The following is a 14,009-nucleotide window of genomic DNA, read 5'->3' on the forward strand; positions in this document are numbered from 1 at the left end:
GTTCCTACGAACCAGCCAAAACCGAAGGCTTTCAGCAGGATCGATCCTGACATCAACTTGTCTGTTCATTTCCAAGCGACAAAGAACCTCGCTATTGAGGCGACTTTCGACCGCATAAGACAATACTACCACAGCCTCGAGGGACTGCCAATCGGTTGGTCTCTTGATATGATAGTTCCTTCAGGCAAGACCATCGATCCGGAAACAGCCATTCAGGGTAATTTAGGAACTGTCCTCAGTTTAGGAGACCACAGCGCATCAATCGGAGGTTTCTACAAAAAGATGGATAACCTGGTATTTTACAAGCACGCGGAAACGCTCTTCAATGGGGCGCTTTCTGCTTGGGAGGGCTATGTGGAAACAGGTGAAGGTGATTCCTATGGCGGAGAGTTCTTGTATGAGTATGAACATGGCGATATATATGCAAGGGCTTCATACACCCTTTCATGGTCCAACCGATTCAATTTCGAGGAAGTAAATGACGGCAATCCTTTTCACGCAAAGTTCGACAGAAGGCATGTTCTCAACCTTACGGCACAGTGGAAAGGAATCAGTCTGTCATTTGTGTACCAGAGCGGTCATTGGGAGAACGGAGCTCCGCAGAAATACAACATGCACATCCCCGGCTCCGAGTGGACTGCAGAATATCATGTTGGCGTGAATCGTTTCCACATGCCAGATGTCATCCGTCTGGATCTGGGGTATCAGCATAGCTTCATAAAAAAGAGTGTACGCCACGACCTCAACGTCGGAATCTGCAACGTCACCAACCATTTCAATCCGTTCATGCTTTATTTTGACACAAATACGGAGTCATGGAAGATGCTTGCACTGCTACCTATACTTCCGAACTTCAGCTATCGAATAGTTTTCTAAAGGACATTTTCCTTCATTTTCATGTCGCGAAGCGCCTTCATGCTCAGAACCAGTGACAGGATGAAGGCGAGCACATCCGATATGGGCTGTACTGCAGGAAGGCCGGCCTTACCCCAGAACGTCTGCATCAGGAAGAGAGTCGGCAGGAAGAATATGCCCTCGCGAGCAATCGCTACCACTATCGCGCTGCGGGTGTATCGAATGTTCTGCAGGAACATGTTAGACATGATGATCAGACCGAGGAATCCGTATGTGATCGAATTGCAGCGCAGCACAAGCGTGCCGAAGGAGATGACATCCGGGTCGTCGGCGCGGAAGATGGAGATGAGCCCCGGGGCGAACGCAAATGCAGCAATGGCAACGGCGAAGCAGTAGATGCTGCCGGTCTTGACGCAGAACCAGAACGCTTTGCGGACCCTAGAAAACAGCCCTGCACCGTAATTGAACCCGCACACAGGCTGGAATCCTTGTCCGAAACCTATGAGGATGGAATTCGAGAGCATGGTGAGCCTCTGGGTGATGGAGAACGCGGCGATGACAGCGTCTCCGTACAGGCCGGCGACATTGTTGAGGCAGATGCTCACAAGCCCCATCGTTCCCTGTCGGAAGAGGGACGGCAGACCTCCGGCGAATATTTCCTTATAGTACCATCCCTGGAGACGGAAATTCCGCGGTCTGATCGCGATTCCGCCGTTCTTTCCCGAGAGTGAGAGCAGCACTGTGAAGCTGGTCAACTGCGAGAGTGCGGTTGCCAGGCCGGCTCCAGCCACACCCATTCCGAATCCGAAGATAAGTATCGGGTCGAGGACCATGTTCAGAAGAGCTCCGGACATGATTCCCCTAAGAGCAAGACGCGCATTGCCCTGCAGACGCATCTGGTTGTTGATAACGAAAGTTCCGGTGATGAAAGGGGCTCCTACGGCGATCCAGAAGAAGTAGTCCTTCGCTACCGGCATGATGGTCGGAGTGGCACCGAATAGCCTCAGCACCGGTTCCATGAAGCATATTGCAAGCGTGGCGACGGACGCGCTGACGACAATCGCGGAGAAGAATCCCGTGGCGGCCATGGTGGAGGCGGTGGAAGTATCCCGACGTCCGAGCGCACGGCTGATGTAGTTTCCGGAGCCATGTCCGAACATGAAAGCGACTGCCTGGGTGATGACCATGAAGGAGAATACTATGCCGAGGGCGGCGACGCTCTGTGTGCCGGTCTTGCCGACGAAGAAGGTGTCCACGGTGTTGTAGATCGCCGAAACCATCATGCTGCCGATCGACGGCACTGCCAGGCCGCACACCAGCTTCTCTACCGGCTCTGTGGTCATCTTGGTGAACCTCTCTTCCTGCGTTCTCGTCTCCATCGTCGCGAAGGTATGAAAACTCTTGCCAAAAACAAGCGGTGTGACTAATTATGCGTATCTTTGCATTCTCAAAATTGAAAACATCTACACCAAATGAGAAGGCTTATAGCACTCACGGCCACGGCGTTGGCGCTCGTATCCTGCGGCAGCACTTCCAAACTTGCGGAAGGGGAGAGTGAGTTCGACAGGAACCGCGTCGCAGGCATAGGATATCAGAATGTAGATATGGCAAAGGATGCAGGTAGCGTCAGCCGTGTCAAGGTAAAGGAGGAGGAAATCAGTTCCTACAACTCCGTGTTCGACTATCTCAGGGGCAGGGTGGCCGGTGTACAGATAGGTAATTCCGGCCCCGGAGGCACACCTTCCGTCACGATACGCGGTGAGGGGTCGTTCAACTCAAGTTCCCAGCCTCTCTTCGTGGTGGACGGAGCCGTAGTGAGCGACATCTCTGGCCTCAACCCATACGATATCTACTCCGTGGACGTCATCAAGGATGCCTCGACGGCAATCTACGGATCTCGCGGAGCCAATGGCGTGATAGTATTCAAGACCAAGACGGCGCGCGAGGCTGCAGCTGCGGAACAGGCCGCAAGGAAGGCTGCGAAGGCCGAGAAACGGTCGAAGTAAGCAGCAGCGACGGCTAAAATAGAAAAGGCTGTCCGGGTCATCGGACAGCCTTTTCTATTTGTATGATGGAGGAAATTACCAGTTCTTTCTTACGAAAGTCCAGTTTGGATAGAACTTAGACTCATACTCGTCGTCGAGGAACATTGCAGACTCGCCGACCTTGCCCTTGAGCTGCCAGTCAAGCCACTTGCGAGCAGCCACAGCGTAAGGACCGCCGTTCTTCTCGTAGTAGGTTCCTGAGTGACCGTCGAGAGAGTTGGCCATGACGATAGGGAGATCCTTGATGTTGTCATAGTCACCCTGTGCGTTCTTGTATGCGATGTCGACTGGTCCGCCGATCATATAGAACATAGGAGTGTGGAGGCTCTCGAGACAGTTCTTGTCGACTCCCTGCATAGTGTTCTCACCGATACCGGTGTTGAGCATGACGCAGGTCTTGATACGAGGATCGTGTGCCACTGCGAGGGTCTGTGCACCACCGCAAGACTGGCCCATAGCAGCCACCTTGTCGAGGTCTACCATGTGGTAGTACTCGCTGTTCTTGTCAGCAGCCTGATCGGTGATCCAGCTGAGGGCCTCGAGCATCTGCTTAGGATAGGTGCGGAATGGCATTGGCGGAGGAGTGGCGTTCTTCTTCTTTGAAGCCTTCTTCATGGCAGCCTCGCGAGCAGCCCTCTCGGCAGCGCGAGCCTCAGTCTGTGCGGCCTTCTCCTCGTCGGTATATGCAAATACCCTCTCGCCGTTACCCATCACGAGGACTTCCTTGGTAGAAGGATATGCGCCCTTAACGACACCTCTCCACTGGTTGTAGAAAGCCTCGTCTGTATACTCCTCGTAAGGTCCGATGGCGATGAGGACATAGCCGTAAGAAGCGACCTCGCTGAGGAGGCGGCTCATCTCGAGGCTGTTGTTCACGCATGCACCGTTCGCATATACGACAACAGGAAGCTTACCGCCGTTTTTCTCGACGGCTGCCTTGAGGTCGTTAGGACGATAGATAACGTGGGTAGGGAGGGTCTCGTCACCGACGGCGATCGACTTGTATGGGCCGGTACCACCGTTCTCGATGACCTGGGTCTTCACTGTCTGAGCAGCGCAGATTGCACATGAAGCCGCAACAGCAGCAACAGATGCGATGATCTTCTTTGAGTTCATGTTATTGTTATTTAGTGTTCTAGAGATTCGACTTTGTCGCGGTACCGGTCAGCTGGCGCCTGTAGTGGACGCTGCTGCCTTCGCTGATCTCGACGTCACCCTCTTCCTGGAGGAGGATGGTCATCTTGCCGTCCAAGAACTTGGTCGGATACACTGTGGTCTCGAACCTCGCACCGGGAAGGACGAATCTGTCGAAGGTCACGTCATCTCCATCATGGTGACATACGGTCGCGAATATTCCGCTGGTGCGGATGTTCCCGTCGTTCGCATTGAAGAAGCGCAACTGTCCTTCGATTTCGGTCTTCTTCGGAGCCTCATCGCCCCATGCGGTTGTCTCTACTCCAGTGAAATGGAAGTTGCCGATGATAGGGTCTACCGGCTCATTCTTTTTGCACGAGATCGCACTCACGATCACTATCGCCGCAGCAATGAATTTCAATATCTTTTTCATTTCTAGTTCCCTGTGGTTTATCTCGCCAAAGTTAAGAATAATTTCCAATAAGCCCCTTGATATACAGGAGCGAAATGCTATCTTTGTTCTTTGTAATGCACTAAACTAAAGAATATGTCCAAGTATCTGATTCTAATCGCCCTCGCCATACTCATCTACGCAATCCTCACAATCGCGGAGTACTACACTCAGTACCACAAGGGTAAAAGCTACGAACTGCTTGACGGTATTGAACGGATTGCCGGTGCATTAGTATTGGTCAGCATAGGCAATTGGCTGCTTGCCCTTTTCTTTGACGGTGAAGATTCAGCTCTCGGATGGTGGCTGCTGACATTCGCCGTCGGAGCCGCCCTTACGTCATGTCTCAACATCCTGACACTCAGAATATGTGAGCACATCTGGCCTAAGGGTCAGGAGATGGAGGTCGAGTCGATGAAGATGTCGAAGGAAATGCGAATGGTGATAGATTGTCTGACTGCCTTTACCTGCCTGGCGTTCACGATCTTCTTCTGCTATGGCGCTATCAGCCATATCGGCGAAATGAGCACTTCGGACCTGGTTCTCGCTGTCCTGGGAATCATCCTTTTCACCGTCGGTACGGTCGACTTCGGCCGAAAGTTCATCAAGGAAATCAGAAACCGCTAGATTCACGACTAATCGGCAAATATCAAACACATGAACATCTATAGAACACTCTCATTGATGGCTGCAGCAATATTCTCAGCCACTGCCTATTGTCAGATCATGCCAGACAACACAGCACAGGTATGTGCCTATTGGTCAGAGGGTGATAGTATCACTTACGATTGTATCTCAAAGGCAGAAAAGACAAACCGCAAAGGAGAGAAAACCATCACGGACAGTTCGTCCGAGAAGCGAACCCTGACTGTAATCGCGGAAGACGACAATTCATACACGCTGCAGGTGAGTTACAAGGATGTCTACTCATCAAACCTCTCTCTGAATCTCAACCTCTCCATCGAAGACTATTCGGAGTTATGCAGTTCGGTAAAATACAACGTAATAACCAACGAATTCGGAACCTTGCAGGGACTTGGCGACCTTGAGCAGTCACTCGAGACAATGAGAGCCATTATTTCATTGACCATGGACAAGGTATATGCCGGGTACGACAAGAAAACATGGAAGAATCTGGGGACAACAAAGGAGCAGGTGATTAAGTATGTTACAGACTCATTCTGCACCCCTGAGGCAATCAGCCAAAGCTGCATCGCGGACATCTCACCACTGCTGTTCTTCCACGGCGGACGCTACAAAATGGACGAGGAATATGTCGTCGAGGAACCTTACACAAACATATTCGGCGAGGGACAGGCCAACGGAGAAACCCATTTCTGGGTTGACACCGAGTACAGCGATTCCACCTATCTGGTCATGCGTACCTACACCAAAATCGACGGCGAAAAGATAATGCCAATGCTTCGCGACGCGTCTCTGTCAATACTCAGAGCCGCAATCACTGACCCGGACGTGGACGTTGAAGAGCTTTTCGATGAACATGTTGTTGAAGACCACGTCGGTGGCGAGTTTGAGCAGTACACTGTCACAATAATCCACTTACCATCCGGATGGCCAGTACGCTGGATCTTCGACCGTTCCGTCACCATGTTTGACGACAACGGCAAAGATCAGTCCACCCTCCATCAAGAAGTCAAACTCGCTGAGGATTAGGGGGATTAGCAAATATCAAATATAATTCGTACATTTGCCGCCCTTTTTGCGCACGGCGCGCCTTACGCGCACGCACAATGTGCCTAAGCACGCGCAAGCAACGCACGCATTAAGCAGCAAGCAACGCACGCAAAAGGAGGACAGTTACGAATTATGAAACGCATTTTTATATACCTAGCCACAGCTGCATTGACGATCGCAGGAATGTCTGTAGCATCATGCTCAGGCCAGTTCGATCCATCATATCTCGAGCAGCAGATCAAGGATCTCCAGTCAAGGGTACAGACCCTGGAGAACAGTCTCAAGGACGTCAACGCAAGCATCGCGTCCCTGCAGGCCATCGTGAGCGCAATCAACGGCAAGGCCTCTGTCGTGTCTGTAGACCAGACAGAGGGAGGATTCACAGTAACCTTCTCTGACGGCAAGACCACCACCATCAAGACAGCGGCAGGCTCCTCACAGGCTCCACAGATCGGAGTCAAGGAAGTCGACGGCGTCCTCTATTGGACAGTGAACGGAGATTTCCTCCTCAGCCCTGACGGCAACAAGATTACGGTAAGCGGCAAGGACGCTGTCGCACCTGTTATCGGAGTCAAGGAAATCGGCGGCACTCTCTACTGGACAGTGAACGGAGAATTCCTTCTCGACGAAAATGGCAACAAGATCGTCGCCGCGTATCCAGAACCTCAGAACCCTGGCAGCGGCAACTCCATCTTCAAGAGCGTGAAGGTAGAGGACGGAGTAGTGACCATCGAACTCCAGGACGGAACCAGCTTCGTGATCCCTATGCGCCTTGCGGCCGACCTCCGCATCGAGGCCAACAAGCTCCACTTCGAGCTTTCCGAGTCCAAGGCTGTCCACATCGCACTCTCGAACATCATCGGCGTGACCGTGACCGAGAAGCCTGACGGATGGAAGGCAAGCGTGGACGGATGTATGCTCACCATCAAGGCCCCTGCCTCATACTCTCAGGACAGCGAGGGCAAGGTCGTGCTCCTCGCCACCTCCGGCGACCAGACCTTCATCGGCAAGATCCAGGTGACCCTCGAGGCTCCTCTCTTCGACATGGTGCTCGCACCTACCGGAAAGATGACCCTCGTCCAGCTCGACACCGACTTCAACTCTCCGGGCTTCCTCGCAGGCTTCGTGAAGGCTGACGAGTTCGACGCTGCGAAGATCATCGAGCCTGCGAAGGACTATGCTCCAGGCAACGAGGACATCTACCTCTCCTGGAACCCTGTCACCGAGGGCAACGCATACGAGATCGACATCAAGAGCATGCTCAACCCAGTGGTGGGCGAAAGATACGCCGCATACTGCTACCCGGGCGCATACTCGAAGTGGATAGGCACCAACCCTGACCCATCCGACGTCTATGTGCAGTATTTCACCTACATCGAAGAGGACTTCAGCCTCACCAACGTGGGCGTGGACAAAGCGACCGTGAAGGCATCGTTCAGGGGAGCGAGCTCGTTCTACGGCGGCATCATGCGCTACTACGATGATTCCGAGCTCATGAGCCTCCGCAGGGAGTTCCTCATCGACGCATCGGCTCCGCTCAACGGTATCGGCGACGGCATGTACGGAGTGCTCATGACCACATACTCCGGTGCTCTCAACATGTTCGCGGCAATGGACGACGGCGAGGGCAAGAAGAACGCAAGGTCCATCGTCCCAGGCGCGAAGTACGCACTCGCTTTCATCCCGACCGATGAGGAGAGGGTATTCGGCGAGTACACCGTGAATGACGTGATCATCAAGCCTGTCATACTCGAGACTCCGCAGAAGACCAGCACCGAGCTCGTGACCGTGAGGGAAGGCGAAGCCACCACCACCACCGCGAGCGCATATTTCGACATCACTTCCACAGTCTCGAAGTTCTACTACACTCTCGTGAAGAAGAGCGAGTTCGAGGCTGCGAAGATGAGCGAGTACGACTATGCTCTCAGGTACGGAATCGTCTGGGACAGATCCGTGCTCAAGGCAAGCGGCGCAATCAAGAACATCGACACCCGCTGCACCGGTCTCAAGCCGGGCGAGGAGTGCATCGCGATCGGAGTTGCGTTCACCAGCGGCGGCGCATACAATGACGTGAGGATCACCACCGCGGCAGCCCAGGTGCTTCCTTCAGAGGGAAGCATCACCATCAAGGGCCACAGCATCGAGAGGATGAGCCAGTACAGCGCGAAGGTCACCGTAGCCATCGAGTGCTCGGAGGAGATTGCCTCCGTCCGCTACATGAACCTCAGCGCAGATAATTTCAGGTACGACTACGAGAGCAGCGAGGACCAGGTCTACCAGTCCCTCACAGCAGGCTCAAGGTGGGAGTACAACGAGGTCGACCCAGGTGAGGATGTCGAGCTCTATATCTATCCGGAAGAGGTTGACTACAGCTTCTTCGCAGTCGGAGTGGACAAGGACGGCAAGTTCACCACTCTCGCAAAACATGTTTATCAGCCAGTAGAATAGTGAAGTTCTTACAGAAATTATTGCTTTCGGTATCCGTACTCCTGTTCGGAGCATCGGCCTGGGCGCAGAACACGGTGACCGTGAAGGGAGTCGTGACTGACGCGACGGACGGTTCTCCGCTTGTGGGCGCGGCAGTGATGTCCGGTCCTGGACGAGGAGCGGTTACCGACATCGATGGTGCCTATACCATCGAAGCGGCTCCGGGCGCGACCCTGTCCGTGAGCGCATTGGGATTCGTGGGGCAGGAAGCCGTGGTCCCTCAGGGCGTGTCGCATTGGACCTGGGACATAGTCCTCGAGGTTGACGGTCTCATGGTCGAGGAGTCGGTCGTGATCGCATACGGCGTCAGGAAGAAGGGCTCTGTGACCGGTTCGGTCGCATCGGTGAAGTCCGAGAAGCTCGCAAATACTCCGACCGCGGCCTTCGATCAGGCTCTCCAGGGCCAGGTCGCAGGTCTCTCCGTAATGTCCAATTCCGGTGAGCCAAGCTCATCGGCGACCATGACCATTCGCGGAACGAACTCGATCAACTCGGGCACCGCACCTCTCTACATCCTCGACGGCGTCGCCATCTCGGCAGCCGATTTCAACACGGTCAACCCTGCCGACATCGAGAACATCTCAGTGCTCAAGGATGCGTCCAGCACCTCGATCTACGGAGCCCGCGCGGCCAACGGCGTCATCGTGATCACAACCAAGCGCGGCCGCCAGTCCGACCGTCCGCAGATTGATTTCCACACCCAGCTCGGAATCTCGCGCCTGGCGTACGGAAACTGGGACCAGATGAACACAGCGGAGCGTATCCAGTACGAGAAGGAGATCGGCCTGACCAGCGGAAAGAACTACGACGTGCTTTCGCAGACCGACGTGAACTGGATGGACATGGTCTATTCGAACAAGGCACTGCTCCAGAGCTATGAGCTCAGCATCTCAGGCGCCGACGAGAAGACCAACTACTACATCTCCGGCGGCTACTACGACCAGGACGGTATCGCATTAGGCTCAGGCTTCAAACGCTACTCTTTCAAGACCAACCTCGAGCGCAAGGCAGCGAAATGGCTCACCGCAGGCGTGAACGTCAACCTCAACTACCAGGACATCGAACAGGCCGACGAAGGTGCATACACCCTCGTGACCCCGATCTCGGCATCACGCTTCATGCTCCCTTACTACAGCCCGTACAATGCTGACGGATCGCTCGCGAGCGTGAACGACGGCACATGGAAGGGAATAGGCCAGAACCCGCTCGAGTGGCTCGAGAACAACCCTCTGAACTACAAGAAGTACAAGGTCTTCACATCGGCATATGCCGAGTTCACCATCATCCCGGGCCTCACCTTCAGGAGCCAGGGAGCAGTCGACTACTCGCACGTCACCGCGCTGAGCAAGTCCATGCCGAGCTATGCACCTAACCTCGAGGAGGGAAAGGCGTCCCGCTCTACCAGCGACGCCATGACCCTTTCGGTCACCAATACGCTGAACTACGCATTCGACATCGACCACGTCCATGACTTCCACTTCCTGCTCGGTCAGGAGGGCGTGAACCACCACTACGAGGCATTCAATGTCGCCACAGCAGGCCAGACCAACGACAAGCTCACCGACATCTCGACCGCTTCACGCGTGACCGGATGGGGCAGCACTGCCGATTCTGACTACTCATTCCTCTCGTTCTTCGGACGTGCTGAGTACAACTACGCGAATAAGTACTACGGCGAGGCTTCAGTCCGCACCGACGGTTCGTCAAGGTTCGGAAAGAACAACCGCTGGGCAGCATTCTGGGCCGTCGGCGGCATGTGGGACATGCGCAACGAGGACTTCATGTCAGGAGCACGCTCATGGCTCACCACCGCGCAGGTGGCACTCAACACCGGAACATCCGGAAACTCGTCAATCCCGAACTACGAGCATCTCGCGCTCGTGGTCGGAGGAAGCGACTACGTAGGACAGTCGGGTATGGTCCCTTCACAGCTGGGCAACGAGAAGCTCACCTGGGAGACCACCTGGACCACCAACCTCGCATTCCGCGCAGGATTCTGGTCAAGGCTCAACGCCGACCTCGAGTTCTACTACAAGAAGACCTACAACATGCTGATGGAGGTGCCTCTCTCATACACCACCTCCAACGGCTTCGGATACAAGTGGGACAATGTCGGAGGTATGGTCAATGCCGGTGTCGAGTTCAATCTCGACGCTGTGGCAGTCCGCAAGGGTGATTTCATGTGGACCGTGAACGCCAACGTATCATACAACCACAACCGCATCACCGAGCTCTACAACGGAGTGACCGAATACGAGACCGCGAACACCAACACCAAGCTCGTGGTCGGCCATCCCGTGGGCGAGTTCTTCATCAACCGCTTCGCCGGCGTCAACCCTGCGAACGGTGACGCGCTCTGGTACACAGCCGACGGCGAGCTCACCAACGAACTCAGGGAGTCGGACAAGGTGCTTGTGGGCAAGAGCTACTTCGCTCCATGGCAGGGCGGCTTCGGCACTAACCTCTCATGGAAGGGCCTCAGCGCAAGTGCCCAGTTCAGCTGGGTGGCTGACAGATGGATGATCAACAACGACCGCTACTTCGACGAGTCCAACGGCCGTTTCCAGGTCTACAACCAGAGCCGCAGGCTGCTCGACAGGTGGAAGAAGCCGGGCGACGTGACCGACATCCCTCGTCACGGTGTCTACGGCGAGTTCGACAGCCATCTTCTCGAGGACGCGTCTTTCCTCCGTCTGAAGAACCTGATGGTCGCATACTCGCTCCCATCGTCACTTCTGGACAGGCAGAAGGTGCTCCGCGGAGTGCGCTTCTACCTCCAGGGCCAGAACCTCCTGACCCTTACCCGCTTCTCCGGCCTTGATCCGGAGGGCACTGCAAACGTCTATGCGGCCCAGTACCCTATGGCCCGCCAGTATACATTCGGAATCGACATAACTTTCTAAGGACATGAGAAACATCAAGGAAACACTCAGGCACATCGCCATTCTGGCCGCCGCTTCTCTTCTGGCTGTCTCATGCCTCGAGAAGGAGCCGGGAGATGCAATCCGCACCGAGAACGCCATGCAGACATACGCAGAGGCGGAGCAGGTGCTCGTGGGCATCTACGCAGACTGGAAGAGTTCGGCCCTGTACAGCGGCCTGCTGACTCTTCTCCCGGACATCCAGTCCGACCTCGTGTACGCCATCAACGGTAACACGAACACCTACGTCGACATCTGGCAGTGGGACATCCTTCCTACCAACAGATACGTCGAGGCCGTCTACGCGGCGCTCTACGGCGTCATCGGAGACTGCAACTTCTTCCTGGACAAGCTTCCTGCCCTCCGCAAGAGCATCAAGGACGACAACCAGCTCGCCGTCCTGGTGGACTTCGAGGGAGAGGTGAGGGTATCCAGGGCTCTCGCATACTCGGAGCTCATCAAATGCTTCTGCAAGGCCTATGACCCTGCAACTGCCGAAAACGAGCTCGGTGTGGTGCTCGTAAGCCGCTACGACGGCAGCGAGCCGACCGTCAGGGCTTCGCTCAAGGAATCGTACGAATTCGTGCTCGCCGACCTCGAGAAGGCAGAGGAACTTCTCCTCGAGGAGGATGACCTCGGATACAACAGCGTCTACTTCACCCTCTCGACCGCGCAGGCCCTCCACGCAAGGGTAGCGCTCTACATGCAGGACTGGGACGCAGCCATCAAGTACTCGACCCTCGTCCTGGACAAGAAGGACAAGTACGAACTCTCGAGCGCCAAGACCATCTACACCGCCGCCAACGAGTCATACTTCTCATACCTCTGGACCCATGACTCAGGCTTCGAGGTGATATGGAAGATAGGTTTCACCAACACCTCGTTCGGAGGTACGCTCGGTTCTCCTTTCCTCCACCTCACCACCGACTATGCGCACTACTATCCTGACTTCGTCCCAGCCGGATCGGTGCTCGCTGCGTACGAAGCTACAGACCTCAGGTATGACTCATACTTCGCAAACGTCACCACTGGCCACAGCCACAACCTGACATGGCCGGTGCTCGTGAAGTACTTCGGAAACAGGAACTTCATAGAGAGCAGCAACCTCTACGAGCTCAACATGCCGAAACCGTTCCGTCTCGCGGAGCAGTTCCTCATCAGGGCCGAGGCGTACTGCCAGAAGGGTGAGTATTCGAAGGGCTCGGCCGACCTTAGCACCCTGCGCAAGGCAAGGTTCTCTGCAGGCGGATCGATCAACGTCAACTCCGAGAACTGGCTCGACACCATCAGCGACGAGCGAATGAGGGAACTCTACATGGAAGGCTTCCGTCTCCAGGACCTCAAGCGCTGGCACAGAGGCTTCGAGCGTACGCCGCAGTCCGAGTCCCTCTCCGAGGGCAGCTCGCTCAAGGTAGAGGCCGACGCGGCTCTCTTCGTATGGCCTATCCCTAAGCATGAGCTCGAGTCTCCGGGGTCTCAGATCCAACCTAACGAAAGCAACAAGTAAGATGATGAAGGAACTGATCAAATATATATGCGCCGCGGTGCTTCTCGCAGCGTCCCTTACAGGATGCCACGAGAACTACATCACCTACCATGACAACGAGTACGTGATGTTCGCAGACACCGCGAAGATGTATGTCGTACGCGAGGACATCCCTTCAATCGAGGTTCCGATCGCATCGACAGTCGCCTGCGACTATGACCGCCACTTCGCCGTAGAGGTCGTCACATCCTCATCGTCGGCAGTGCTCGGCAGGGACTTCACCCTCGAGTCTAACAATTTCACCATCCCTGCAGGGGAGAGGGTAGGATACGTGAAGGTGGTCGGCAACCTGGACAACCTCAAGTCAAGGCAGGAGGTCGACATCACCCTCAAGCTCGTGATGCCGGACCGTCTCGTGATGCCTCTCTACGGTGACGAGACCATCGTACACCTGAGGCGTTCGCACAAGTTCCACCGCGACGACTTCACCGGTTGGGCAGTCGTATCGTCGATGTTCCTCTACGAGTACTCGCTCTCGAGAAGGTTCCAGCGTCTGATTCAGACCTCGGCCGATCCAGACGACGAGAACGGAGTCATCCTGCATGACTTCATGGCCGACGGCTATGACGTGAGGATATCCTTCGACGACGAGACCGACCCTGTGAACCCATCCATCACCATGCCGTCCGACCAGGTCGCCAGCGACGAGGCTTCGATTTTCGGTATGGTTCACGGCGACAACCACATCCTCATTGAGGGCAGCAACCAGGGTCCGAGCTACTTCTTCAGCTATGAGAAGATAGCGGTGCTCGTGAACAGGTTCTATGTCCAGAAGATAGGAGATGAAGTCGGAACAGTAGGCCATTTCCTCACCGAGATCGACTGGGTGAGCGACGAAGAGGCCGAGCGACTCAAGAGAGAAGACGGAATGTAAA

The 14,009-nt window shown here is 55.0% G+C and carries 11 protein-coding genes; 8 read left to right on the forward strand and 3 right to left on the reverse strand.

Features of this window, described 5'->3' with window-relative positions:
• The coding region (locus AC06ND_RS04160) for a TonB-dependent receptor domain-containing protein (RefSeq protein ID WP_475677732.1) at positions 1-876 on the forward strand (876 nt) is incomplete at its 5' end.
• On the opposite strand, the gene AC06ND_RS04165 is transcribed toward AC06ND_RS04160, so the two are convergent.
• Positions 873-2,234, reverse strand: coding sequence for an MATE family efflux transporter (locus tag AC06ND_RS04165; RefSeq protein WP_475677733.1), 1,362 nt, complete (start codon positions 2,232-2,234; stop codon positions 873-875). The two genes, AC06ND_RS04160 and AC06ND_RS04165, sit on opposite strands and share 4 nt — an antisense overlap.
• Before the next feature lie 93 nt (positions 2,235-2,327).
• On the opposite strand from AC06ND_RS04165, the gene AC06ND_RS04170 reads away from it, so the two are divergent.
• On the forward strand, positions 2,328-2,861 hold the full coding sequence (locus AC06ND_RS04170) for a TonB-dependent receptor plug domain-containing protein (RefSeq protein WP_475677734.1): 534 nt from the start codon (positions 2,328-2,330) through the stop codon (positions 2,859-2,861).
• A 75-nt stretch (positions 2,862-2,936) separates the two neighbouring features.
• Here AC06ND_RS04170 and AC06ND_RS04175 read toward each other — a convergent pair whose 3' ends face one another.
• Together AC06ND_RS04175 and AC06ND_RS04180 are read right to left on the reverse strand one after the other, a co-directional pair.
• The gene (locus AC06ND_RS04175; RefSeq protein WP_475677735.1) at positions 2,937-4,016 is read right to left on the reverse strand and encodes a poly(ethylene terephthalate) hydrolase family protein; all 1,080 of its coding nucleotides are present in this window, start codon (positions 4,014-4,016) and stop codon (positions 2,937-2,939) included.
• 19 nt (positions 4,017-4,035) lie between these two features.
• The gene (locus AC06ND_RS04180) at positions 4,036-4,467 is read right to left on the reverse strand and encodes a hypothetical protein (RefSeq protein WP_475677736.1); all 432 of its coding nucleotides are present in this window, start codon (positions 4,465-4,467) and stop codon (positions 4,036-4,038) included.
• Positions 4,468-4,581: 114 nt separating this feature from the next.
• Here AC06ND_RS04180 and AC06ND_RS04185 point away from each other — a divergent pair, with 114 nt between their 5' ends.
• The 6 genes from AC06ND_RS04185 (at position 4,582) to AC06ND_RS04210 (ending at position 14,008) form a co-directional block, all read left to right on the forward strand.
• Positions 4,582-5,112 carry a hypothetical protein gene (locus tag AC06ND_RS04185; protein ID WP_475677737.1) on the forward strand — a complete coding sequence of 177 codons (531 nt, stop codon included), beginning with the start codon at positions 4,582-4,584 and terminating at the stop codon, positions 5,110-5,112.
• A 30-nt stretch (positions 5,113-5,142) separates the two neighbouring features.
• Positions 5,143-6,159, forward strand: coding sequence for a hypothetical protein (locus AC06ND_RS04190; protein WP_475677738.1), 1,017 nt, complete (start codon positions 5,143-5,145; stop codon positions 6,157-6,159).
• A gap of 153 nt (positions 6,160-6,312) precedes the next feature.
• Entirely contained in the window at positions 6,313-8,628 is a 2,316-nt protein-coding gene (locus AC06ND_RS04195) for a PL29 family lyase N-terminal domain-containing protein (RefSeq protein ID WP_475677739.1), read from the forward strand.
• Positions 8,628-11,570: a SusC/RagA family TonB-linked outer membrane protein gene (locus AC06ND_RS04200; protein ID WP_475677740.1), complete on the forward strand. Its 2,943-nt coding sequence runs from the start codon at positions 8,628-8,630 to the stop codon at positions 11,568-11,570. The genes AC06ND_RS04195 and AC06ND_RS04200 overlap by 1 nt, the downstream gene beginning before the upstream one ends.
• Positions 11,571-11,574: 4 nt before the next feature.
• Positions 11,575-13,095, forward strand: a complete 1,521-nt coding sequence (locus AC06ND_RS04205) for a RagB/SusD family nutrient uptake outer membrane protein (protein WP_475677741.1) — start codon at positions 11,575-11,577, stop codon at positions 13,093-13,095.
• Between the two features lies 1 nt (position 13,096).
• Entirely contained in the window at positions 13,097-14,008 is a 912-nt protein-coding gene (locus AC06ND_RS04210) for a DUF4984 domain-containing protein (RefSeq protein ID WP_475677742.1), read from the forward strand.
• The last annotated feature ends 1 nt before the right edge of the window (position 14,009 follow it).

The organism is Candidatus Cryptobacteroides sp. (genome assembly GCF_056207615.1).